This is a genomic window from Thermodesulfobacteriota bacterium (assembly GCA_040755095.1).
GTDB lineage: Bacteria > Desulfobacterota > Desulfobulbia > Desulfobulbales > JBFMBH01 > JBFMBH01.
On the sequence record JBFMBH010000003.1, the window covers coordinates 1 to 23,708 of the forward strand.

Below are 23,708 nucleotides of genomic sequence, written 5' to 3' on the forward strand. Positions count from 1 at the left end.
GGCCGGATACCTGTTTGGAAGAGCGCCATGTTTGAAAGCTTAAGCGACCGTCTGCACGATGTTTTCCGCAAGCTCCGCGGCCAGGGCCGCCTGAGCGGGGAGAACATGGAAGAGGCCCTGCGGGAGGTACGGCGGGCCCTCCTGGAGGCGGATGTCAATCTGCAGGTGGTCAAGGATTTCGTGGCCACCATCGGCGAGCGGGCGGAGGGCCAGGAGGTGCTGGCCAGCCTCACCCCGGCCCAGCAGGTGGTGAAGATCGTCCATGAGGAGCTCGTCGCGCTCCTGGGCGGCCGGGCCGAGGGCTTGCGCCTGGGCGGCCGCACGCCGATTCCCATCCTGCTGGTGGGGCTGCAGGGCTCCGGCAAGACCACCACCGCCGGCAAGCTGGCCCGCCGTCTCAAGTCCGGTGGCCGGCGGCCCTATCTGGTGCCGGCGGACGTCTACCGGCCGGCAGCCATCGAGCAGCTCACCGTTCTGGCCCATTCCGTGGGCGTCCCGGTGCATCCCTCCCAGACCAGTCAGGATCCGGTGGTCATCTGCCGCCGGGCCATGGAAGAGGCCAAGGCCGCCAACCACGACGTGGTCCTGGTGGACACCGCCGGCCGTCTCCACATCGACGAGGGCTTGATGGGGGAGCTGGCGCGGATCAAGGACGCCATCGGTCCGGCGGAGATCCTGTTCGTGGCCGATGCCATGACTGGCCAGGACGCGGTCAATGTGGCTGCCAAGTTCAACCAGGACCTGGGGATCACCGGCGTCATCCTGACCAAGATGGAGGGCGACGCCCGGGGCGGGGCTGCCCTGTCCATCAAGAAGGTCACCGACCGGCCCATCAAGTTCGTCGGCATCGGCGAGGGCCTGGATGCCCTGGAGGTCTTCCATCCGGATCGGGTCGCCTCCCGCATCCTGGGCATGGGGGATGTCCTCACCCTCATCGAGAAGGCCGAGCGGGTGGTGGACCGGGGCAAGGCCGAGGACCTGGCCAAGAAGCTGCGCCAGAACACCTTCACCCTGGAGGATTTCCTGGACCAGATCCAGCAGATCAAGAAGATCGGCCCAGTGGATCAGCTGCTGGACATGATCCCCGGTCTGGGCAGGCTGCGGCAGCTCAAGGAGGCCGCGGTGCCTGACCAGAAAGAGCTGGTGCGGGTGGAGGCGATCATCCGCTCCATGACCCGGCAGGAGCGCCGCAACCACCTCATCGTCAATGCCAGCCGCCGGCTGCGCATCGCCTCGGGCAGCGGCACCACGGTCCAGGATGTCAACAAGGTCCTCAAGAGCTACACCGACATGCTCAAGCTCATGAAGCGCTTCCGGGCCAAGGGCATGATGGCCGGCGGGGACGGCAAGAAGCGGCGTAAGCTCCCCAAGGGCCTGTCCCGATAACAAAACCCCAATCACGACCCACGAAAACCCTGGAGGCAGGCAAGACCATGGCGGTACGGATCCGTTTGGCCCGCGCGGGCCGCAAGAAGAGACCCTTTTATCGGGTGATTGTCGCCAATTCCGAGGCCCGGCGGGACGGCAGCTTTCTGGATGTGGTCGGCACCTACGACCCCCTGACCGAGCCGGCCACGGTATCTTTGGATCAGGACAAGATCAAGGACTGGATGGCCAAGGGCGCCACCCCGACCGACACGGTGGCGAGCCTGATCCGCCGGGCAGCCCGCGGCTGAGGCGGCTGGCCATGCTCGGGGAGCTGGTGGCCCACATCGCCCGCGGCCTGGTGGAGCGGCCCGAGGCGGTATCGGTCACCGAGCGGCAGGAAGACAGCGGCATCATTGCCGTGGAGCTGACCGTGGCCCGGGAGGACCTGGGCAAGGTGATCGGCAAGCAGGGGCGGACCGCCTATGCCATGCGCACCCTGCTTGCGACCCTGGCCAGCCGTTCCCACCGCCAGGCCGTGCTCCGGATCGTCGACTAGGCGGCGGCCGGTGTCTGATCTGGCTGCCGGGGAGGAGCTGGTTGCTGTGGGGCGGGTGGGCCGGCCCCACGGCATCAAGGGAGAGCTGCGGCTCTTCCCCTATTCCGGCGATCCGCAATCGTTGACCCATTACCGCCAGCTGTTCCTGGCACCGGCGGCGGGCGGCGCTGCCCGGGCCTACGGCGTCAAGGGCTGCCGGATCCATGGCCGGGAGGCCCTGGTGCAGCTGGCTGGCATTGACGACCGGACCGCGGCCGAGGCCTTCACCAACGCCGAGGCCTGGGTGCGCAAGGCGGACCGGCCGCCCCTGGCGGCGAACGAGATCTACCTGCAGGATCTCGTCGGCCTGACGGCCTTCACCGAAGAGGGACGGCGGCTGGGCACGGTGCGGGGCCTTCTGGCCACCGGCGGCTCGGACCTGCTGGTGATCGAGGGCCGCGGCCGGGAGTACCTGGTGCCAGCCCGGCGGGAATTCCTGGTGGCTGTGGAGCCGGAGGCCGGCCGGCTGGTCATCCGCCCGGTGCCCGGCCTCCTGGAGATGAACGACTGACCCTCCAGGCCGGCATGCGGATCGACATCCTGACCATCTTTCCCAATCTCCTGGCCTCGCCGCTGGAGGAGGGGATCATCCGCCGGGCGGTCCGGGACGGCAAGGTGGAGATTGTCCTCCACGACATCCGCGCCTTTGCCACGGACCGCCACGCCATGACGGACGACCGTCCCTTTGGCGGCGGCGAGGGCATGGTCATGAAGCCGGAGCCGATCGCGGCCGCTCTGGAGGCGGTGGCCGCGGCCGCGGGCCGGGGCTGGGTGGTGCTTCTCAGCCCTCAGGGCCGGCGGTATTCCCAGGCCAAGGCGGCGGAGCTGGCCGGCCGGCAGCATCTGGTCATGATCTGCGGCCGCTATGAAGGGGTGGACCACCGGATCGCCTCGGCCTTCGTGGATGAGGAGATCTCCATCGGTGACTACATCCTCACCGGCGGGGAGCTGGCCGCCATGGTGCTGGTGGATTCGGTGGTGCGCCTGCTGCCCGGGGCTTTGGGCTGCGCGGCGTCGGCGAGCCGGGAGACCTTCACCTGCGGCCTGTTGAAGCATCCCCAGTACACCCGGCCCCAGGTCTTCCGGGGGCTGGCGGTGCCGGAGGTGCTTCTGTCCGGCGATCACGGCCGCATCGCCGACTGGCGGCTGGTGGCGGCTGTGCGCCGCACCCTGGAGCTGCGGCCGGACCTTCTGGCCTTGGTCCGCTTCTCCCGGGACCAGTGGCGGCTTCTGCGCCGGCAGGGGCTGGTGGCGGAATGCCGGGCCCGGGGTGTTGACCTGCTGCCGCCGGAAGATGCGGCGGCCTCGGGAGGAGAGGCCTGCCATGGGGATCGATCTGGGGCTCCTGCACCATCCGGTCTACAACCGGCATGGCCAAGTGGTGACCTCGGCGATCACCAACCTGGATCTCCATGATATCGCCCGGGCGGCCTGCACCTTCGGGGTGGGCGCCTTCTTTGTGGCGACGCCCCTGGACGATCAGCGGCGGCTGGCCGCGGAGATCCTGGCGCACTGGCTGACCGGGCCCGGGGCTGCGGCCAACGGCCTCAGGCGTCAGGCCCTTTCCCTGGTGCGGCTGCGCCGGGACCTGGCCGAGGTCAGGGCCGAGCTGGTGGCGGCCCGGGGCGCGCCGCCCCTGGTCCTGGCCACCGCGGCCGGCCCGCGGCCAGGCCCCCGCTTCGGGTACCGCCAGGTGCGCGAGGTCCTGGCGGCCGGGGAGTCGGTTCTGCTCCTCTTCGGCACCGGCTGGGGGCTGGCGGCCCAGATCGACGACCAGGTGGACGGCTTTCTGCCACCGATCCGGGGCAGCGGCAGCTACAACCACCTGTCCGTGCGCTCGGCCGTCGCCATCGTGCTCGATCGACTGCTGGGAGACGACAAGGACCAGGAAGCGTTGGCCAGGCCGTGGGCGAGGCCGTAGGCCAGTAACCATATCCACGGGGAGGGCATACTCCCCACTTCGAGAGGGCGATCATGGATATCATCAGGAAGATCGAGGGCGACCACCGCCGGTACGACATCCCGGCGTTTGCGGTGGGGGATACCGTCAAGGTCCATGTCCGGATCATCGAGGGCGACAAGGAGCGGCTGCAGGTTTTTCAGGGGGTGGTGACCCGCAAGCGCAGCCCGGCCAGCCTGGGGTCCAGCTTCACGGTGCGCAAGGTCTCCCACGGCGTCGGCGTCGAGAAGACCTTTCCCACCCATACCCCGCACATCGACAAGGTGGAGGTGGTGACCAAGGGTCAGGTGCGGCGGGCCAAGCTCTATTACATGCGTGAGCTGCGCGGCAAGGCAGCCCGGATCAAAGAGAAGGGCATGCGCTAGGATGCGCCTGTGGCCGGCGACCGACCCGGGTGACGGCCTGGGCTACGAGCGGCAGCTCCTGGCCCAGGGCTATGCCACGGTCGCCGGCGTGGACGAGGCCGGCCGGGGTCCCCTGGCCGGCCCGGTGGTGGCGGCCTGTGTGGTGCTGCCCAGCCTGGCGCCGTGCGGCTACCGGGACTCCAAGGTCCTGCTGCCGGCGGCCCGCGAGGCCCTCTACGTGCAGCTTGCCGCCTCGGGGGCCCGCATCGGCGTCGGCGTCGTGAGCCCGGCCCGCATCGACCGGGTCAATATCCTCAAGGCCTCCCTGGAGGCCATGGCCTTGGCGGTGGCCGATCTCGGCCCGCCACCGGACGTTCTCCTGGTCGACGGCCGCTTCCGGGTGCCGGCGGCCATCCCGCAGCACACCCTGGTGCGGGGGGAGGAGGCCAGCCGCTCCATTGCGGCGGCCTCCATCGTGGCCAAGGTGCTGCGGGATCGGCTCATGGACGATCTGCACGACCGCTTTCCCCAGTACAACTTCCGCAGCAACAAGGGCTATCCCACGGCCGAGCACCGGCGGGCCCTGGCGGTCCACGGTCCTTGCGCGGCCCACCGCCGCACCTTCCGGGGGGTGCGGGAGCAGATGTCCGGAGGGGACACACCGTGACCCAGGCCAGGCTGCGGTTGGGGGCCGGGGGCGAGGATCTGGCCTGCCGGCTGCTGGCCAGCCGCGGCTACCGGATCGTCTGCCGCAACTGGCGCGGCCGCACCGGCGAGCTCGATATCGTCGCCGAGGAGCAGGGCTGCACCGTGTTCGTGGAGGTCAAGACCCGCCGCGACGCCAGCCACGGCCACCCGGCGGAGGCGATTACCCCGGCCAAGCAGCGGCAGCTGGCCCGGGTGGCCACCGAGTACCTGGTTCGGACCGGCGGTCTCGACCGGCCGGCTCGTTTCGACGTGGTCGCCATCTTCCTGGATCGGCCGGAGCCGGAGGTGGAGATCATCGCCAACGCCTTCGATCTGCCCTGACCACTCCCCCCGATGACCATCTCCCTGGCGATCACCATGGGCTGCCCGGTTGGGATCGGCCCGGAGATCATCCTGAAGCTCTTCGGCACCGGCAGCCCCTGGCCCGGGATCCGGCCGGTGGTCTTCGGCGACCCCGGGGTGCTTGCCCATCAGGCGCGGCTGTTGGGCCTGCCAGCGCGGTTGGTCCCGTGGCAGCCAGGGGAGACCGGGGCAGCCGATGGCTTGGCCGTAGCGGCGGTGACAAGCCTCGATCCCCGCGCCCTCGCCTGGGGCCAGCCCAATGCCGCCACCGGCCGGGCGATGGCCGCCTGCATCCAGGCCGCCGTGGCGGCGGTGCAGGCCGGGCTGTGCGCCGGCCTGGTGACGGCGCCCATTGCCAAGGGGCCGCTGGCTGCCGCCGGCTTGCCCTACCCGGGCCATACCGAGATGCTGGCCGCCCTTTGTCGCTGCGACGATTTCGCCATGATGATGGCGGGATCCCGCCTCAAGGTCAGCCTGGTCACCATCCATACCGCCCTGGCGCGGGTGCCGGCCCTCCTGAGCCAAGCCGAGGTGCTGCGCCTGGTGCGGCTCACCCACCGGGCCTTGCGCCAGGACTTCGGCCTGGCGGCCCCCCGGCTGGCCGTGGCGGGGCTCAATCCCCACGCCGGTGAGGGCGGCCTGTTCGGGGACGAAGAGGCGCGGCTGATCGCCCCGGCGGTGGCGGCGGCCCGCCGGGAGGGGGTGGCGGCGAGCGGCCCGTTGCCACCGGATACCGTCTTCCACGCCGGTGCCGCCGGTGCCTTTGATGCGGTGGTGGCCATGTACCACGATCAGGGGCTCATCCCTTTCAAGCTCCTGCACTTCCAGGATGGGGTCAACGTCACCATCGGCTTGCCTCTGGTGCGCACCTCGGTGGACCATGGCACGGCCTACGACATTGCCGGCCGGGGGGTGGCGTCCACGGACAGCCTGGCCGCTGCCGTCCAGCTGGCCGCCGCCATGGTCGAGGCCCGGGCGGCAGGCGGCGCGCCCGAGGGCGGTCTGAAGGCCCAGCCCGCCGCCGGCGCAGCCAGTGGATGCAGCCACCACCCAAGAGGCGTATGATATGGGACAGTCGGCAGAAGGGCTGCGCCCGGTGCCGGGCGCGGCGGGCCGGCCGGGGCTGCTGGTGGCCTTCGAGGGCATCGACGGCGCCGGCAAGTCCACCCAGATACGGCTTCTGGCCTCCTGGCTGGCGGAGCAGGGCTGGCCGGTGACCGCCACCCGGGAGCCCACCGACGGCCCCTGCGGCCGGCAGCTGCGGCAGGCGGCACGAAGCGGCCGCCGCCTGCCCCTCGCCGAGGAACTGGCCCTGTTCCTGGCTGATCGCCGCCAGCATGTGGATGAGGTGCTGCGGCCCGCCCTGGCCAACGGCCGGATCGTGCTCACCGACCGCTATTACCTGTCCACCGTGGCCTATCAGGGTGCAGCCGGCGGGGATCCGGACGAGATCCTGGCCATGAACGAGGCCTTCGCGCCGCGGCCGGATCTGGTCCTGGTGCTGGAGCTGCCGGTGTCGGCCGGCCTCGCCCGCATCGAGCGCCAGCGGGGCCAGGGGCCGGACGCCTTCGAGCAGGGGCGTTTTCTGGAACGGGTGGCGGCCATCTTTCAGGGCCTGGCGATGGACGGTATGCGACGTCTGGCTGCCGGGGGCGCCCCGGATGAGGTGCAGGCGGCGATCCGGGCGGAGGTGACCGGGCTTCTCCGGCGCCGGGGGTGGCTGGCCCATGATCCGCGGGCAGAGGGGATGAGGGAATGACAAGACGATGGACGCCGGTCAGTCTGCTGGCCCTGGCGCTGTTTGCGGCCGGTTGCGGTATCACGGCCGGCAGCCAGCCGGCAGCGCCGGTGGCGCTGGACATGACCGGAGCGGTCGCGCGGCCGCCGTTGGATTCCGCCTGCGCCTACTATTATTTTCTGGCCGGCAAGACCGCGGCCCGGGAGCGGCGGCTGGAGGAGGCCCGGGAGGCCCTGGACAAGGCCCTTCTGTGCGATCCCGACTCGGAGGCGCTGCTGGCGGAGCTGGTCAGCCTGCTCCTGGCGACCAACGGCCAGGAGGAGGCGGTGGCGCGACTGGAGGAGACGGTGCAGGCGCGGCCCGGCAGCGTGCCGGTGCGCGTCCTGCTGGCCCGGGTGTACGGTGCCACCGGCCGGTTCCAGGAGGCAGCCGCGGCCTGCCGGGAGATACTCGCCCGCCAGCCGGACAACACCGAGATCCTGCTCATGCTCGGCACCTTGAGCGTCCGCAACCGGGATTATGACGGCGCCAAGAATGCCCTGTCCCGCCTGGTGAGCCTGGAGCCGGATTCCTTTCCCGGCCACTATTATCTGGCCCGCCTGCACCGGGATCTCCGGGAGGTGGATGCGGCCCTGGCTGCCTACGACCGGGCAGTGGCGCTTAGGCCCACGCCTCGCCTGCGGCTGGAGGCGGTGGAGCTCCTGGAGGAGGCAGGGCGGGTCGACCAGGCCCTCGGCCGCTACCGGTCGCTGCTGGCCGAGGCGGAGGAGGGGGACGCCGAGGAGATCCGGGGCCGGATCGTCAATCTCCTGCTGAGGGAGGGGCGCTCGGATGAGGCCCTGGCCGAGCTGCAGGCCCTGAAGGCCGCGGCCAGCGACCGTACCCGGGCCCTGTTTGCCATCGGCCGGATCCTCTTGGAGCAGGAGCGCTTCCAGGAGGCGGTGCAGGAGCTGGCGCCCGAGGCGGACGGCCAGCCGGGCAACGGCGCCCTCCAGTATCTGCTCGCCCTGGCCCTTCAGGGGGCGGGTGACAACCCCCGGGCCCGGGCGATGCTGGAGCGGATTGGGCCCGACTCCGAGGTGCGGGAGGATGCCCGGTTGCGCCTGGCCGCGCTCGAGCAGGCGGCGGGCAACGCCGCCGCCGCCGAGGCCGTGCTGCGGGCCGAGATCGCCCGGGACGGCGGCGCCACGGTACAGATCTTCCTGGCCCTGGCGGGGCTTCTGGAAGACCTCCGGCGGAACGACGACGCATCGGCGGCTCTTCTGCGTGGCCTGGAGCTGTTTCCCGACGACGGTCGTCTCATCTTCGCCCAGGGGGTGCTCCTGGACAAGCAGGGAGATCTGGAAGGGGCTTTGGCCCGCATGGAAAGCCTTCTGGAGCTGGAGCCGGACAACGCCTTTGCCCTCAACTACGTGGGCTACACCTGGGCCGACCGGGGCCTGCGCCTGCCGGAGGCCCTGGCGTATATCGAGCGGGCCGTGGCCCTGCGACCGGACGACGGCTTCATCCGGGACAGTCTGGGCTGGGTGCACTTCCGGCTCGGCAACCTGGAGCAGGCGAGCGCCGAGCTGGAGAGGGCAGTGGCCCTGGAGCCCGAGGATCCCACCATCCTGGAGCACCTGGGGGACGTCTGCGCCGAGGCCGGCCAGCTGAAGAGGGCGGCCGAGGCGTATGAGGCCGCGGCCCGGCTCTACCAGGAAGACGGCAAGCGGGCAGCGGCTGCCGGCAAGGCCGAGGCCGTCCGGCGTCGCTTGTCCGGGAGGGAATAGCTCATGATGCGGCTTACAGCTCTGGTCATGGCTTGTTGTTTGGTCTCCGGTTGCGCCCAGCTGGGCCAGTCGGGGCTGGCGGTCACCTCCCGGGAGGCGGTGGGGGTGCGCAAGATCTTCATGCAGACCATGGAGGCCAACCGGCAGTGCCTGGCCAGCTTCGACACCGGGGTCGAGGTGACCTGGGACTCGGTGTTCCAGTCCGGCCGGGCGGAGGGCTATCTCCAGACCATGACCCCGGCCTTTGTCAAGTTCGTGGCCATTGGGCCCCTCGATCAGCCCCTGGCCATGTTCTTCACCGATGGCCGCGACTTCCGCTACATCGCTGTGCCGGAGGGCCGGGGCTACCAGGGGTCGGTGCAGGCCAGCGCCTTCCGGCGCTTCGCGCCTTCCGGGCTGGCGGCCCATGAGCTGGTCTACTGGCTGACCGGGCGGCTGCCCCCCGGGGATCTCCAGATGCAGGAGGTGCGGCGTCACGACAGCCGGGCCTCCTACTGGATGATCTTCACCATCGACGGCCTGGCCGGCCGGCATCAGGTGCTGTTCGATCCGAAGAGCGGCCAGATCATCCGGCACCGGGCCGAGGACAACGGTGGCGCCTTCATCCTGGAGGCGGTCTACGGCGGCTGGCAGCAGGACGGCGGCTGCTGGGTGCCCCGGAATCTGTCCTTTTCCCTGCCGACCGGCCAGGGCTCCCTGTTCGTCCGCTTCTCCGACTGGCGCCTGCAGGCGGCCCTGGCGCCGGATGACTTCGTGGTCGACATCCCCCAGGGCTTCGAGGAGATCGAGGTCCGCTAGGGCCTGGCAGCGGGATGATGGAGGCCGCGCGTACCGATCACGATGCCGTCGCTTTGGCCCTGCCCAGGCTGCGCCGGCCGAGCCGCTATCTGGGCCAGGAGCGCCATGCGGTGCGCAAGGACTGGCAGGCAGCGCGCGGCCGGGTGGTCCTGGCCTTTCCCGACCTCTATGAGATCGGCATGTCCCATCTGGGGCTGGCCATCCTCTACCAGGCGGTCAACAGCCAGCCGGATCTCCTGGCCGAGCGGGTCTACGCGCCGGATCTCGATCTGGAGGCCTTGCTGCGGCACCGGGGCCTGCCGCTCTTTTCTCTGGAGTCCCGCCGCCCGCTCGCCGATTTCGACCTCCTGGGCGTAAGCCTCCCCTACGAGCTGTCCGCCACCAACATCCTCACCATCCTCGACCTGGCTGGGCTGCCCCGCTGGGCCCGGGACCGGGACGACCGCCAGCCGCTGGTGGTGGCCGGCGGCCCCTCTGCCTTCAATCCCGAGCCCGTGGCCCCCTTCTTCGACGCCATCCTTCTGGGGGACGGCGAGGAGGCCATCATCGAGATGACCCGGCTGGTGGGGGAGGCCCGGGCCGCCGGCGCCAGCCGCCAGGAGATCCTGGCCCGGCTGGCCGCGGTGGAGGGCTGCTACGTGCCGGCGGCCTTTGCGCCGGCGTGCGGCGCCGGCGGCCGCCTGCAGGCGGTACGCCACCAGGGTCCGGGACCGGCCCGGGTGCGGCGGCGGATTCTGCCGGATCTGGCCGCCAGTCCAGCCCTGACTCGACCGCTGGTGCCCCTGGCCAGGATCGTCCACGACCGGTTGGGGGTGGAGATTGCCCGGGGCTGTACCCGGGGCTGCCGTTTCTGCCAGGCCGGGATCATCTACCGGCCGGTGCGGGAGCGCTCGCCCCAGGCGATTCTGGAGCAGGCCCGCGCCGCCTTGGCCGCCACCGGCTTCGAGGAACTGGCCCTGCTGTCGCTATCCACCGGGGACTATGCCTGTCTGCCTGGCCTGCTCACCGCCCTGATGCGGGAGCATGGGCCGGCCCGGGTCTCGATCTCGCTGCCGTCCATGCGGGTCGGCACCCTGACACCGACCCTCATGGCGGAGATCCGGCGGGTGCGCAAGACCGGCTTCACCCTGGCCCCCGAGGCCGGCAGCGATCGCCTGCGCCAGGTCATCAACAAGGGCATCACCGAGGCGGATCTCGTCGCGGCCTGCCAGGCGGCCTTTGATCTGGGCTGGCGGCAGCTGAAGCTCTACTTCATGATCGGCCTGCCCACGGAGACCGAAGAGGATGTGCTCGCCATCGCCCAGCTGGTGCGCCAGCTGAGCCGGATGGGCAAGGGCCGGGGCCAGGTCGCCGCCTCGGTGGCGGCCTTTGTGCCCAAGGCCCATACCCCGTTCCAGTGGGAGCCGCAGCTGTCCCTGGCCGAAAGCCGGGATCGCATCGCCCTGATCAAGGGCGCCATGCCCGCACGGGGGGCGACCCTCAAGTGGCACGACCCGGCCATGAGCCTGGTGGAAGGGGTGCTGGCCCGGGGCGACCGGCGGCTGGCGCCGGTCATCGAGGCAGTCTGGCAGGATGGCGGCCGCCTGGAAGCCTGGAGCGAGCATTTTTCCCTTGGCCGCTGGCTGGCAGCGGCCGAGCGCTGCGGCGTCGATCTGGCCGACTATGCCCGGGAGCGGGCGGCGGACGAGGTTCTGCCCTGGTGCCACCTGGATCCTGGCGTCGAAACGGCCTTCCTGGCCGCGGAGCGCGGGCGCGCCCGCCGGGGCGAGTATACCCCGGACTGCCGGGTGCACGGCTGCCAGGGCTGCGGGGTCTGCGATTTCGACCGCCTGCAGCCGGTGACCTGTCCGGAGGCCGCCCCGGAGCCGGCGGCTGTCCCGGCGAGCCGGCCGCCGGCCGCGGCCGGGCCGCTGTGGCGCTACCGGCTGCGCTATGCGGTGCAGGGGGCGGCCAGCCTTTTGGGCCACCTGGAGCTGGTGCAAGCTTTCTTGCGGGCCTTCCGGCGCCTGCGCCTGCCCCTGGCCTTCAGCCAGGGCTTTCATCCGGCGCCCCGGGTGGCCTTCTCGCCGGCCCTGTCCTTCGGCGTCGAGAGCCTGGCGGAATACCTCGACTGCGACCTGATCGAGCCCCTGGCCGCTTGCGGCCAGCTGGCTTGTGCCCTCACCGAAGAGCTGCCGGATGGATTGACCGTGGTGGAGGTGGCCCTCCATCCCGGGACCAGTGCCGAGCCGGATGCCGCCTGCTACCGGATCGAGCTGCCGCGACCTGTGCCAGCCGCCCTCCTGGAGGACTTTCTGGCCCAGGCATCCTGGCCCCTTGCGGTCAGCCGCAAGGGGGCGCTGCGCCAGCTCGACGCCCGGCCCCTGGTCCATGCCGCCCGGCTGGCCACCCCGACCAGCCTGGAGCTGGTCCTGGCCGCAGGCCCCGGCCGGCCGACCGTGCGGCCCGCCGAGCTTCTGGTCGCTGCCCTGGGCGTTACGGACGAGGAGCTGGCGGCCTGCCGCACCGTCAAGCTGCCGCTCCCCGAGCCGGCACCCCAGTCCTGATTGTCTTGCGGAGAGAGCGCCATGGCCACGGATCTCGTCATCAACGCCACCTCCTATGAGCACCGGGTTGCCCTGGTGGAAAATGGCCAGACCGTCGAGTTCTATGTCGAGCGCCGCATCGACCGGGGTCAGGTGGGCAACATCTACAAGGGCCGGGTCGTGCGGGTGCTGCCGGGCATGCAGGCGGCCTTCGTCGACATCGGCCTGGAGCGCACCGCTTTCCTGTACGTGGACGACGTCTGCTTCCCGGTGGCTGATCTCGAAGCCCTGATGCTCCGGAACGACTTCGATGGCGCCTGCTGCGGGGCATCCCACGAGATGCCCTTACGCCGGGTGCCCGGGACGAACATCGATGATCTTCTGACCGAGGGCCAGGACATCCTGGTCCAGGTTTGCAAGGAGCCCCTGGGCACCAAGGGCGCCCGCCTCACCTGCCACATCTCCCTGCCGGGCCGCAACCTGGTGCTCATGCCCACCACCAACCACGTGGGGGTCTCCCGGCGGATCGACAACGACGACGTCCGCCAGTTCCTGCGGGAGACCATCGAGACCTTGCGGCCGCCAGGCATCGGCTTCATCGCCCGCACCGTGGCCGAGACCGCCACCCTGCCCAAGCTGGAGACCGAGATGGAGTTTCTCTTGAGCCTCTGGCAGGACATCCAGGAGCGGGGGGCCCGGGCCCCGGTGCCCAGCCTGGTGCACGAGGACCTGGACATCACCCTGCGGGCGGTGCGGGACCTCTTCTCCCACGAGGTGGACCGGCTGGTGGTGGACGACGGTGCGACCTGCGACCGCATTCTGCAGTTCGTGGACCATGTCACCCCCCGGCTCCGGTCCAAGGTCTACCGCTACGAGGGTGAGCTGCCCATCTTCGACGCCTACGGCATCGAGATGGACATCAACCGCGCCCTGGCCAAGAAGGTGTGGCTCAAGAGCGGCGGCTACATTGTCATCGAGATGACCGAGGCCCTGACGGTGATCGATGTCAATACCGGCCGCTACGTCGGCAAGACCGACCTGGAAGAGACGATCTTCAAGACCAACATGGAGGCGGTGAAAGAGATCGCTTACCAGCTGCGGCTGCGCAACGTCGGCGGCATCATCATCATCGACTTCATCGACATGGAAGAGGAGCTGCACCGCGATGAGCTCCTCCGCAGCCTCAACGAGGAGGTCAAGAAGGACAAGAGCCGGATCAACATCCTCAAGATCTCCGAGTTCGGCCTGGTGCAGATGACCAGGAAGCGGAGCCGGGACGCCCTGGCCCGCCAGCTGTGCGAGCCCTGCTTCTACTGCGACGGCGAGGGCTTCCTCAAGGGTCGCAGCACCCTGTGCTTCGAGATCCTGCGGCGCATCCGGCGGGAGGTAGGCAGCCAGCCGGACCGCCACACGGTCTACATCCGCGTCCATCCCCGGGTGGCGGATGTGATGCTCAAGGAGGAGGGGCAGGCCGTGGCCGAGCTGGAGCAGGAGATCGGCCGGCGGGTGGTGATCGAGCCCTGCAAGGAGCTCCACCTGGAGCGCTACGAGATCATCTGGGACTGAGCGGCCATGGGCGGGAGCAGGAGGCCTTTCCCGGGGTCGGCATCGGCACCGGCACCGGTATCGGCAGTCGGCCGTTCGGTAGGCCGGTCCTGCCGCGGCCGCCGACATTCGTCTTGACAAATCCGGGGCCTGGGGTAAATAAAGCGATTTCCGTTTGCATCCGCGATCACCACGGCGGACTGGACCAGGCTCTGGGATGCCGGCCACGATTTGAGGAGGAAGGGTATGTACGCGATCGTTCGCACTGGCGGCAAACAGTATCAGGTGGCCCCCGGGGACCGCATCCGGGTGGAGAAGCTGGAGGGCAGCGTCGGAGACACCATCTCCCTGGGCGATGTCCTTCTGGTGGCCGATGAGGGTGCGGTGCGGGTCGGCCAGCCGCAGCTGGAGGCGGCCACGGTCAGCGCCCGGATTGTCGAGCAGGACAAGGCCAAGAAGATCCTGGTCTTCAAGAAGAAGCGGCGCAAGGCCTACCGGGTGAAGAGGGGGCATCGCCAGCCGTATACGGCCCTGGAGATCCAGGGGATCAACGCTTAGAGGAGGGACCAGGACCATGGCCCACAAGAAGGCAGGAGGCAGCTCCAGAAACGGGCGGGACAGCGCCGGCCAGCGGCGGGGCGTGAAGCGCTTCGGTGGCCAGGCGGTCCGGGCCGGCAACATCCTGGTCCGGCAGGTAGGCACCAGGATCCACCCGGGCACCAACGTCGGCTGCGGCCGCGACTTCACCCTGTTCGCCAAGATCGACGGTATTGTCACCTTTGAGGATTTCGGCCGTGACCGGAAGAGGGTGAGCGTCTATCCGGCCCAGGCCCAGGCCCAAGCCCAGGAGGGCTGAGAGCCCCTTCTTTCTGCTGCCGCCGGCGGCCACGGCCGGGATGTGGGCTGAGGGCGCCGCCCGGGCGGAGGTCGTCCCCCCCATGGCCCTGGTCGACGAAGCCAAGCTCCACGTCAAGGCAGGAGACGGCGGCGACGGTTGCGTCAGCTTCCGGCGGGAGAAGTATGTGCCCAGGGGGGGGCCGGACGGCGGCGATGGCGGCGACGGCGGCAGTGTCTTTCTGGAGGCGTCAGCCCGGCTCCGCTCCCTGATCGATTTCCGCTTTCGGGCGCATTTTGCCGCCGAGCGCGGCGCCCATGGCCGGGGCAAGAGCCAACACGGCCGCCGGGGGCGTGACTTGGTGGTGGCGGTGCCCCTGGGCTCGCTGATCCGGGATGCAGCCAGCGGCGAGGTCGTGGCCGACCTGGTCACCGACGGCCAGCGGCTCCTGGTGGCCCGGGGTGGGCGGGGCGGCCGCGGCAACGGCCATTTCGCCACCCCCACCAACCGGGCGCCCCGGCGGGCCGACAAGGGCACTGCCGCCGAGGAGCGGTGGCTCACCATCGAGCTCAAGCTCCTGGCGGATGTCGGCCTCATTGGCCTGCCCAACGCCGGCAAATCCACCCTCCTGTCCCGCCTTTCCGCCGCCAATCCCAAGGTGGCGCCATACCCCTTCACCACCCTGGAGCCCCAGCTGGGCGCCTTGCATCTCGACGACCGGCTCTGTATCCTGGCGGACATTCCGGGTCTTGTCGCCGGGGCCCACCAGGGGGTGGGCCTGGGCATTGCCTTCCTCCGCCACATCGAGCGGACGTCCCTTCTGGTGCAGGTGGTGGACGCCAGCCTGGAGCACGAGGAGGTCCTGGCCGGCTTCCGGGCTGTCCAGGAGGAGCTGGCCTGCTACCGGCCGGATCTGCCGGCTCGCGTCCGTCTGGTGGCTCTCAACAAGATCGATCTGGTGGCGGCGGAGGGGCTGCATCTTCTGGAGTTGGCCTTTGATCGGCTGGGCGTGCCCACGGTTCCGGTTTCCGGGATGTGCGGTCAGGGCGTGGAAGGGCTCAAGCTGGCCATTGGCCAGCTCGTGGCGGCGGCCACCGGGATCGAGCCCCGGCAGGAGGCTTAGCCCGAGGCCGATCCGGCGGCCGCGGGCTGATGGCCTCGCAGGGAGCCAAGTCATCACTGGACGATGAGAGCCACCAGCCTTCCCTTCCCGATCCTCCTTCTGGCGGTGCTGCTGTCCACCGGGGGCTGCTCGGAATCCCCGGCACCGGCGAGCTACCGGGTGGGCATCATCAGCCCTGGCCCCCAGTTCGAGGAACTGATCTCCGGCTTTCGCCGAGGACTGGAACAGCAGCTGCGCCAGGAAGGCGCCCAGGTGACCTTTCTGTACGACGGACAGCTGGAGGATACGGACGAATTTGACCTGGCCTTCCGATCGCTGCTGGAGCGGCGCATCGATCTCCTCCTGGTGCTGACCAGCGGCCTGGCCGACCGGGCAGCGGCGGCCACCGCCGACTCCGGGCTGCCGGTGGTGGCGGTGCCCCTGCTGCCGTCCGCTCCCGCAGTCGAGGTGCACTCGCCGGCCCGGCCGGCGGCGAACGTCACCGGCATCCAGATCGCCGGCGGTATGGACCGGGGTCTCGGCCTGTTCTGCGCCCTCAAGCCGGGCATGAAGCGCCTGTTTGTGCCCATTGCCGGGCCGGAGCGCCGGAGCGGTATCCAGCTGGCCGACCTTGCGACCGCGGCCAGCTCGCTGGGTGTCGCGCTGCTGCCCGCTCCGGTGGCCAGTGTCCAGGAGCTGCAGGCGGCCCTGGCCGGCATGCCCGCAGACGTGGACGGGGTGTGGCTGATGAGCTCCATCCTGCTGGTGGCCAACGCCGACCTCATCGTCCAGGCCGCCACCGCGCGGCGGCTGCCGGTGGCCGCCAATGCCGTACCGCTGGACAAGGGTCTGGTCATGACGTACGCGCCGGGCCAGACCGCCATGGGCGAGCAGGCCAGCCGGCTGGCAGCCAGGGTCCTCCGGGACTCGCCAGCGGCGAGCCTGCCGGTGGAGACCGCCGACCTCTACCTGGGAGTGAATCTGCAGGCAGCGGCCGCCATTGGCCTGCCGGTGCCGGACGAGATCCTGCGCCAGGCCCGCGTTGTTCTGCGCTGACCGTCCCCGGCCGTCATGCCCCTCGTTTCCGACAGCATCCGCAGTCGCCTCACCCTGGCCATCGTCATCCTGACCAGCCTGCCGCCGCTCTTTTTGGGCGCGCTGCTTCTCTGGCAGATCTTCGCCGTGCAGCGGCAGGCAGCGGCCGACCTGCACGGGGAGGTGCTGCGCCGCGCGGTGCAGGCCGTGGAAGGAGCCTTCCGCGACCTGGAAGACGGGGTGCTGGTCGCGGCGACCCTCCACGATCTGACCGGTCGTACCGCCGACGAGCACCGCATCCTGCTGGCCCAGCTCCGGGACCTCCTGAACCGGCGGCACCGGGAGATGATCGTTGATCTGAGCCTGGTGGCCGGCGACGGGCAGGAGACCCTCCGAATCTCCCGCACCGAGTGGTACACGGACGCGGAACTGCGGGATTTCCGCCAGGATCCTCTGTTCCTCCGGGTTGCCTCCTCCGGCCGCATGTCCTGCAGCCGGCTGGCTATCGACCCGGTCCGTCAGGAGCCGCTCATCACCATGGCGGTGCCGGTGCATGAGCCCCGGACCGGGGAGGTGGCGTGGGTGCTGCTTTGCCAGGTGCGGCTGGACGCGATCCTGAGTCCGGTGGTCTCCACCCGTTTGGGCAAGGAGGGGGTGATCGCAATCCTGGACGCCGGGGAGCGGCTGGTGGCCCATCCTGATCCCTCGGAGGTGCTCAGGCATCGCCGCCTGCCTATCACCACCGGGCTCGGCTTTGCCACCGATGCCGGGGGACGATGGGTCTTTCAGAACGTTCAGGAGCTGGAGCTGGGCGGGCAGATCTTTTTCGCCATGGCCAGCCGGCCGGTGGGCGAGACCTTTGCCGCCGCCCGGCGGGCTTCCCTGGTGGTCATGGCCCTGGTGGCCTGCTCCCTGGTGCTGGGAGGGCTCCTGGGTCTGGTGGCCGTACGCCGCATCAGCCGGCCTCTGGGCCGCCTGACCGAGACTGCTGCCGCCATTGCCAGCGGCGACGTGGAGCGGCAGGCCTGCCTGGACGGCCCCCAGGAGATCGTCCTGCTGGCTGGGGCCTTCAACACCATGACCGGCCGTCTGGTCCAGGATATCCGCCGTCGCCAGGAGGCGGAGCAGGAGCTGCTGCGGGCCAAGGAGGCCCTGGAGTCCCGGGTAGCGGAGCGCACCGCCGAGTTGGAGGGGGCGGTCGTCCGGCTCCGCCAGGAGATCGCCGAGCGGCGTCAGGCCGAAGAGCGGCTGCGACGCTACCATTCCATTGTCGCGGCCTCCCAGGACCTGATGTCCTTCGTGGATGGGGACCAGGTTTACCGGGCGGTCAACCAGGCCTACCTCGATTACCATCAGGTGGAAGAGGAGGCCATCGTCGGCCGGCCCGTTGCTGCCGTGCTGGGGGAGGCGGCCTTCAACGGTGTGGTCCGGGAGCGCCTGGATCACGCCCTGGCTGGTCGGACGGTCACCTTCGACACGGTCTTCGATTACCGGGGCCGGGGCCGGCGCTGGATGGAGGTGCGCTACCTGCCCTACCGGCAGGAGAACGGCACGGTGGCAGGGGTGGTGGTCAACTGCCGGGACATCACCGACCGTCTGGCCCTGGAGCAGCGCTTGCGGCAGGACGAGAAGATGCGGGCCTTGGGAACGCTGGCTGCCGGTATTGCCCATGATTTCAACAACATCCTCAACCAGATCCTGGGCGGTGCCCAGCTGGCCCGCCTGTCCGAGGCCGGTGTGGCCGAGGAGGGCGGCGCCGCCGGGCTGGATGCCGTGGGCCAGGCCTGCCGGCGGGGCGCCGACCTGGTGCGGCAGATCCTGACCTACAGTCGTCCTGGCGAGGAGGAGAAGGCGGTGCTCTTCCTGCAGCCCCTTCTCAAGGAGGCCCTGGACCTGGGAACCGCTTCCTGGCCCACGGTCATTCGGGTCGAGCGCCAGATCGATCCCGCCTGCCCGCCCATCGAGGCCAACGCCAGTCAGATTCTGCAGGTGGTGCACAACCTGCTGGTCAACGCTGGCCAGGCCATGGCCGAGGGGGGCGGGGTGCTCACCGTCCGTTTGGAGGAGAGCGGCGCTCCTGCCGGGACGCCGGAGGGCGGCGTCGAGCTGCCGGCCGGCCGCTATCTCCACCTGACAGTGGCCGACACCGGCCACGGCATGGACGCCAAGACCGTGGCCCGCATCTTTGACCCCTTCTTCACCACCAAGGCGGTCGGCCAGGGCTCGGGGCTGGGGCTGGCCATCTCCCAGGCCATTGTCCAGGAGGCGGGCGGTGCCATCGTGGTCACCACTGCCCCGGGCGCCGGCGCCGTCTTCGAGGTCTTCTGGCCCCTGGCGGCTGCCGCTCCGACGGTGACTTCGGCCTCCTCCGGAGTCCCCGCATCACCAGCCGTGCCGTGCCGGCTCCTCTATGTGGATGACGAGGAGCTTGCCCGCTCCGCCTGGTGCACGGCCCTGGGCATGGTCGGCTTCCAGGTCACGGCCTGCGCCAGCGCCGAGGCGGCTCTGGCGGCCTTCCAGGCCGACCCTGAGGCCTTCGACCTAGTCATCACCGACCAGCGGATGCCCGGCATGAGCGGCCTTATGCTGGCCCGGGAGCTGACCCGGCGGCGGCCTGCGCTGCCGGTGGTCCTGGCTACCGGCTGGAATGACGCTGCGGATGCCGGCGCCTTGACGGCCGCCGGCATCCGCAGCGTCCTCCAGAAGCCCCACGAGCTGCCCGAGATCCTGGCCGCCATCGACCTGGCCCGGGCCGCAGGGCCATGAGGGGATTTCTCTCGCCGTGGCGGAGCTGATCGACTATGTTTACGAGCGCCTGGAGCCAAGGGCGGCGGTGCCGAAGGCCGCTGCTGCCGCCGGGCTCTCGCCCGGGTGCTCCCCGGCGCCCGCTGCCATGACCATGACCTCCGAGATTCCCTGGGCTGAAGGCCAGGCCCGCCGGCAGCAGCATCTGGCCCGTACCCGCCGGGTCGTGCTCAAGGTGGGCAGCGCGGTGCTCACCGCGGCGGACGGCATCAACCTCGCCGTCCTCGAAAACCTGGGCGCCGAGATCGCACACTTGCGCGCCTCCGGCCGGGAGGTGCTCCTGGTGTCGTCCGGGGCGGTGGCCTCGGGCCGCAAGCGGCTGGGCCTGGGCAGCCGGCCGCTCCTGATCATGGAGAAGCAGGCGGCGGCAGCGGTGGGCCAAAGCTGCCTCATGCACGCCTACGAGGATGTCTTCGGCCGCTTTGGCCTGACCGTGGGCCAGATCCTGCTCACCCACGACGATCTGTCCCACCGCCACCGGTTCCTGAACATCCGCAACACCATCTTCACCCTGCTCCGCTGGGGCATCGTGCCGATCATCAACGAGAACGATTCGGTGTCGGTGCAGGAGCTGCGCTTCGGGGACAACGACACCCTGGCGGCCATGCTCACCAACCTGATCGAGGCGGACTTCATGGCCTGCCTCACCGATGTGGACGGCCTGTACACCGGCAACCCCAGTCAGGATCCTACCGCCCGGCGGGTGCTGACTGTGGCAGCCGCGGACCGGAGGGTGGAGGCCATGGCCGGCCATGTCTCCGGGCTCCTGGGCACCGGTGGCATGCGCAGCAAGATCCTGGCGGCGCGCATGGTGTCCGCCCGGGGCGGCGCCTCCTTCATCGGCCCGGGGCGCGAGCCGGGCGTCATCCGCCGTCTCTTTGCCGGCGAGGCGGTGGGCACCTTCTTCCTGCCCCAGGCCACCCGGCTGGCGGGCCGCAAGCACTGGATCGCCTTCGTGCTGCGGCCCAAGGGGGCGCTGGTCCTGGATGCCGGCGCCCGCCAGGCCCTGGTCGGCGGCGGCCGGAGCCTCCTGCCCTCCGGCATCCGCGAGGTGCTGGGCCGGTTCGGGGTGGGTGCGCCGGTGCAGTGCCTGGACGAGGCCGGCACGGCCTTTGCCATCGGCCTCGTCAACTACACCAGCTCCGACATCAGCCGCATTCTGGGCCAGCACTCCTCCAGGATCGAGGAGATCCTGGGCTTCACCTACAGCGACGAGGTCATCCACCGGGACAACCTCGTCCTTCTCCCGGGCAAGGAGATGAAGAGCCATGAACATTCCTGATTCGATGCGCACCATGGCGAAGGCCGCCAAGCAGGCGGCCAGGCGGCTGGCGCCGCTGCCCACCGAGGCCAAGAACCGGGCCCTTCTGCGGATGGCCACGCTTCTGGCCGAGCGCCGGGATCTCCTGGTGGCCGAAAACGCCAAGGACCTGGCGGCCGGCCGGGAGAAAGGGCTGTCCAGCGCCATGCTCGATCGGCTGACCCTGTCGGACAAGGTGATGGCGAGCCTGACCCAGGGGCTGCACGAGGTGGCCGCCCTGCCGGATCCGGTGGGGGAGGTGAGCGATATGGTGCGGCGGCCCTCCGGCATCCTGGTAGGCCGGATGCGCATCCCCTTGGGCGTGGTGGCGATGATCTACGAATCTCGGCCCAACGTGACCGTGGACGCCTCGGCCTTGTGCCTCAAGGCCGGCAATGCCGTCATCCTGCGGGGGGGCTCCGAGGCCATCCATTCCAACCGGGCCCTGGCCCAGGTCCTCCAGGAGGCCCTGGCCGCGGAAGGGGTGCCGGCCGCTGCCATCCAGGTGGTGCCGATCACCGACCGGGAGGCGGTGACCACCCTGCTTGGCCTGGAGAACGAGATCGACCTCATCATCCCCCGGGGCGGGGAAGGGCTCATCCGCTTCGTGGCCGAGAATTCCCGGATACCGGTCCTCAAGCACTACAAGGGCGTCTGCCACGCCTTTGTGGACGAGACGGCCGATCTGGCCATGGCGGGTCGCATCGTCATGAACGCCAAGGTGCAGCGGCCCGGGGTCTGCAACGCCCTGGAGACCCTGCTGGTCCATGAAGGGGTAGCCGCGCGCTTCCTGCCGTCCATGGCCGCCGAGCTGGCCGCAGCCGGGGTCGAGATCCGGGGCTGCGCCGAGACCTGCCGCCTGGTGCCAACAGCGCGGCCAGCCACCGAGGCGGACTGGGGCTGCGAGTTTCTGGATCTCATCCTGGCGGTGCGGGTGGTGCCGGACCTGGATGCGGCGCTGGATCACATCGTCCGCTATGGCTCCCAGCATACCGAGGCCATCATCACCGCCAACCATGGCCATGCCATGCGCTTCCTCACCGAGGTGGATGCCTCGGCGGTGATGGTCAACGCCTCCACCCGCTTCAACGACGGCGGCCAGTTCGGTCTGGGCGCCGAGATCGGCATCTCGACCTCCAAGCTCCACGCCTACGGCCCCATGGGCCTCCGGGAGCTGACCACCACCAAGTTCGTGGTCTTCGGGGACGGCCAGGTGCGGAGTTAGGCAGGCGATGGCCGGGGCGCAGCCGGGGGCCGGACAGCGGCTGGGCATCCTGGGCGGCACCTTCGACCCGGTCCACCAGGGCCATCTCCATGTTGCCCGGGCGGCCCAGACCGCCCTGTCCCTGGATGCGGTCTGGCTGATCCCCGCCGCCGGGCCGCCGCACAAGCCAAGCCAGCCCCGGGCCCCCTTCGCCGACCGGCTGGCCATGCTGGAGCTGGCTGTGACCGGCGAGCCGGGCCTTGTGGCCTGTGGCATCGAGGCCGAGCGGCCGAGCCCCTCCTACACCATCGACCTTTTGGCCGCGCTCCGGGGCCGGCTCGGCCCCGGGCCGGAGCTCTTCTTCCTCCTGGGCGCCGACGCCTTTGTGGAGATCGGCAGCTGGAAGGCCTATGCCCTTCTGCCCGCCCAGGCACACCTGGTGGTCTTCCCCCGGCCGCCGGTGGCGCCGCAGGAGGTCGAGGCGGCCATCGCTGCCGTCTTTCCCGCCTTCCGGCGGCGATCCGGGGAGAGCGTCTGGACGGCGGCCGGGGTGCCCGGCCGCATCCGGCTCTTGGCCGGCCCGCCGCTCGCTGTCTCCTCCAGCCAAGTCCGGCAGAGGATCAGCGCCGGTCTGCCGGTGTCCGATCTCCTGCCCGCTGCGGTGGCGGCTCATATCGTGGCCCACGGTCTCTACCTCGCCCACCCGGCTTTGACATTGCCCCCCGCGTCCGGCTATGGTACGGGCAGGCCAGCCGGGGGGGACGACGAGCCATGAGCCACGGATTTCGCACCGGATTCGAACAGCTGATTGTCGCCCTGGCAGGCCAGGTACGGGCCTGCTATGGCCCGAGCCTCTGGGCCTTTGTCGTTTTCGGCTCCGTGGCCCGGGGGGTGCCCCGCCCGGATTCCGACCTGGACTGTCTGATCGTGGCTGATCCGCTGCCTGCCGGGCGGGTGTCCCGGGTGGTGGCCTTTGAGGCCGGCGTCGAGGATCCCCTGGCGCCGGCCCTGGTGTCGCTCCGGAGCCGCTTTGGCATCTCCCCGGCCCTGTCGCCGATCATCAAAACCCCGGCTGAGGTTGCCGCCGGCAGCCCGCTTTTCCTGGACATGGTGGAGGCGTCGGACATCCGTTACGATCGGGAGGGCTTTTTCGCCGGCTATCTGGCGTCCTTGGGCCAGCGGCTGCTCGCTCTCGGCGCCCGCAAGGTGGCGTTGGGCAGCGCCTGGTACTGGCTGCTCACACCCAGTCTGGTGCCCGGGGAGGTCATCGAATTGTGACCTCCCTGACGCTGGCCCGGAGCTACCTAGTGAAGGCTACCAAGCGGCTCAAGATCCTGGATGTGCTCTTGGGGGAGGAGGCTTACTCCGACGTGGTGCGGGAGGCCCAGGAGATTGTGGAGCTGGCTCAGAAGGCGATGCTGCGGCACCGGGGGATCGATCCGCCCAAGTGGCACGACGTGGGGCCGATCCTCCTGGAGCATGCGGACCGCTTCACGGACCTTCATCCCGACCAGCTGGCCCGCCTGGCCCGCATCTCCCGCTGGCTGCGCAAGGAGCGGGAGCTGTCCTTCTATGGAGATATCGATTTCCTGCCCACTGAGGCCTACAGCCTCGACGATGCCCAGCGCGCCATGGCCGATGCCCGGTTCACCGTCGCGATCGCCTCCGGCCTCATCCCTTCCCCCCCCTGTGCCAGTTAGGACAGGGGGCGCCGTCCCGGCCCCCGGTTCTTCCT

General features: G+C 70.1%; 25 protein-coding genes. All 25 read left to right on the plus strand.

The genetic code is table 11. From position 1 onward, the window contains the following. The first annotated feature begins 27 nt into the window (after positions 1-27). The 25 genes from ffh to AB1634_01160 all read left to right on the plus strand — a co-directional run bounded on the left by ffh (position 28) and on the right by AB1634_01160 (position 23,673). Positions 28-1,386, plus strand: coding sequence for a signal recognition particle protein (gene ffh / locus AB1634_01040; GenBank protein MEW6218105.1), 1,359 nt, complete (start codon positions 28-30; stop codon positions 1,384-1,386). Positions 1,387-1,433: 47 nt separating this feature from the next. After that, positions 1,434-1,676, plus strand: a complete 243-nt coding sequence (gene rpsP / locus AB1634_01045; GenBank protein MEW6218106.1) for a 30S ribosomal protein S16 — start codon at positions 1,434-1,436, stop codon at positions 1,674-1,676. Between the two features lie 11 nt (positions 1,677-1,687). Then, complete coding sequence (locus tag AB1634_01050) at positions 1,688-1,924, plus strand: KH domain-containing protein (GenBank protein ID MEW6218107.1); 237 nt, start codon at positions 1,688-1,690, stop codon at positions 1,922-1,924. 10 nt (positions 1,925-1,934) lie between these two features. Beyond that, a complete protein-coding gene (rimM, locus tag AB1634_01055) occupies positions 1,935-2,474 on the plus strand; it encodes a ribosome maturation factor RimM (GenBank protein MEW6218108.1) in 540 nt (179 codons plus the stop codon). A gap of 14 nt (positions 2,475-2,488) precedes the next feature. Next, positions 2,489-3,379 (plus strand): tRNA (guanosine(37)-N1)-methyltransferase TrmD, encoded by an 891-nt coding sequence (gene trmD, locus AB1634_01060; protein MEW6218109.1) that lies wholly within the window; start codon positions 2,489-2,491, stop codon positions 3,377-3,379. After that, positions 3,288-3,884 (plus strand): RNA methyltransferase, encoded by a 597-nt coding sequence (locus tag AB1634_01065; GenBank protein ID MEW6218110.1) that lies wholly within the window; start codon positions 3,288-3,290, stop codon positions 3,882-3,884. The genes trmD and AB1634_01065 overlap by 92 nt, the downstream gene beginning before the upstream one ends. Positions 3,885-3,937: 53 nt before the next feature. Continuing rightward, positions 3,938-4,288, plus strand: coding sequence for a 50S ribosomal protein L19 (gene rplS / locus AB1634_01070; GenBank protein ID MEW6218111.1), 351 nt, complete (start codon positions 3,938-3,940; stop codon positions 4,286-4,288). 1 nt (position 4,289) lies between these two features. Further along, the gene (locus AB1634_01075; GenBank protein ID MEW6218112.1) at positions 4,290-4,934 is read left to right on the plus strand and encodes a ribonuclease HII; all 645 of its coding nucleotides are present in this window, start codon (positions 4,290-4,292) and stop codon (positions 4,932-4,934) included. Then, positions 4,931-5,296, plus strand: a complete 366-nt coding sequence (locus AB1634_01080) for a YraN family protein (GenBank protein ID MEW6218113.1) — start codon at positions 4,931-4,933, stop codon at positions 5,294-5,296. Before AB1634_01075 ends, AB1634_01080 begins: the two co-directional genes overlap by 4 nt. A 12-nt stretch (positions 5,297-5,308) precedes the next feature. After that, positions 5,309-6,382 carry a 4-hydroxythreonine-4-phosphate dehydrogenase PdxA gene (gene pdxA, locus AB1634_01085; protein MEW6218114.1) on the plus strand — a complete coding sequence of 358 codons (1,074 nt, stop codon included), beginning with the start codon at positions 5,309-5,311 and terminating at the stop codon, positions 6,380-6,382. Between the two features lies 1 nt (position 6,383). Continuing rightward, the gene (tmk, locus tag AB1634_01090; GenBank protein ID MEW6218115.1) at positions 6,384-7,076 is read left to right on the plus strand and encodes a dTMP kinase; all 693 of its coding nucleotides are present in this window, start codon (positions 6,384-6,386) and stop codon (positions 7,074-7,076) included. Beyond that, complete coding sequence (locus tag AB1634_01095; GenBank protein MEW6218116.1) at positions 7,073-8,824, plus strand: tetratricopeptide repeat protein; 1,752 nt, start codon at positions 7,073-7,075, stop codon at positions 8,822-8,824. The genes tmk and AB1634_01095 overlap by 4 nt, the downstream gene beginning before the upstream one ends. A 3-nt stretch (positions 8,825-8,827) precedes the next feature. Next, a complete protein-coding gene (locus AB1634_01100; GenBank protein ID MEW6218117.1) occupies positions 8,828-9,622 on the plus strand; it encodes a hypothetical protein in 795 nt (264 codons plus the stop codon). Positions 9,623-9,636: 14 nt separating this feature from the next. Continuing rightward, positions 9,637-12,168, plus strand: coding sequence for a TIGR03960 family B12-binding radical SAM protein (locus tag AB1634_01105; GenBank protein ID MEW6218118.1), 2,532 nt, complete (start codon positions 9,637-9,639; stop codon positions 12,166-12,168). 21 nt (positions 12,169-12,189) lie between these two features. Then, a complete protein-coding gene (locus AB1634_01110; protein ID MEW6218119.1) occupies positions 12,190-13,713 on the plus strand; it encodes an Rne/Rng family ribonuclease in 1,524 nt (507 codons plus the stop codon). A gap of 225 nt (positions 13,714-13,938) precedes the next feature. Then, the gene (gene rplU, locus AB1634_01115) at positions 13,939-14,250 is read left to right on the plus strand and encodes a 50S ribosomal protein L21 (GenBank protein MEW6218120.1); all 312 of its coding nucleotides are present in this window, start codon (positions 13,939-13,941) and stop codon (positions 14,248-14,250) included. A 16-nt stretch (positions 14,251-14,266) separates the two neighbouring features. Further along, positions 14,267-14,548: a 50S ribosomal protein L27 gene (rpmA, locus tag AB1634_01120; protein ID MEW6218121.1), complete on the plus strand. Its 282-nt coding sequence runs from the start codon at positions 14,267-14,269 to the stop codon at positions 14,546-14,548. Between the two features lie 82 nt (positions 14,549-14,630). Further along, positions 14,631-15,650, plus strand: coding sequence for a GTPase ObgE (obgE, locus tag AB1634_01125; protein ID MEW6218122.1), 1,020 nt, complete (start codon positions 14,631-14,633; stop codon positions 15,648-15,650). Positions 15,651-15,713: 63 nt separating this feature from the next. Next, positions 15,714-16,685 carry an ABC transporter substrate binding protein gene (locus AB1634_01130; GenBank protein ID MEW6218123.1) on the plus strand — a complete coding sequence of 324 codons (972 nt, stop codon included), beginning with the start codon at positions 15,714-15,716 and terminating at the stop codon, positions 16,683-16,685. A gap of 15 nt (positions 16,686-16,700) precedes the next feature. Then, on the plus strand, positions 16,701-19,430 hold the full coding sequence (locus AB1634_01135) for a response regulator (GenBank protein ID MEW6218124.1): 2,730 nt from the start codon (positions 16,701-16,703) through the stop codon (positions 19,428-19,430). Between the two features lie 133 nt (positions 19,431-19,563). After that, positions 19,564-20,751: a glutamate 5-kinase gene (proB, locus tag AB1634_01140; GenBank protein MEW6218125.1), complete on the plus strand. Its 1,188-nt coding sequence runs from the start codon at positions 19,564-19,566 to the stop codon at positions 20,749-20,751. Then, on the plus strand, positions 20,738-21,994 hold the full coding sequence (locus AB1634_01145) for a glutamate-5-semialdehyde dehydrogenase (GenBank protein MEW6218126.1): 1,257 nt from the start codon (positions 20,738-20,740) through the stop codon (positions 21,992-21,994). Before proB ends, AB1634_01145 begins: the two co-directional genes overlap by 14 nt. A gap of 7 nt (positions 21,995-22,001) precedes the next feature. Beyond that, positions 22,002-22,748 (plus strand): nicotinate (nicotinamide) nucleotide adenylyltransferase, encoded by a 747-nt coding sequence (nadD, locus tag AB1634_01150; protein MEW6218127.1) that lies wholly within the window; start codon positions 22,002-22,004, stop codon positions 22,746-22,748. Further along, complete coding sequence (locus AB1634_01155; protein MEW6218128.1) at positions 22,745-23,251, plus strand: nucleotidyltransferase domain-containing protein; 507 nt, start codon at positions 22,745-22,747, stop codon at positions 23,249-23,251. The genes nadD and AB1634_01155 overlap by 4 nt, the downstream gene beginning before the upstream one ends. Then, positions 23,248-23,673, plus strand: a complete 426-nt coding sequence (locus tag AB1634_01160) for a HEPN domain-containing protein (protein MEW6218129.1) — start codon at positions 23,248-23,250, stop codon at positions 23,671-23,673. The genes AB1634_01155 and AB1634_01160 overlap by 4 nt, the downstream gene beginning before the upstream one ends. The last annotated feature ends 35 nt before the right edge of the window (positions 23,674-23,708 follow it).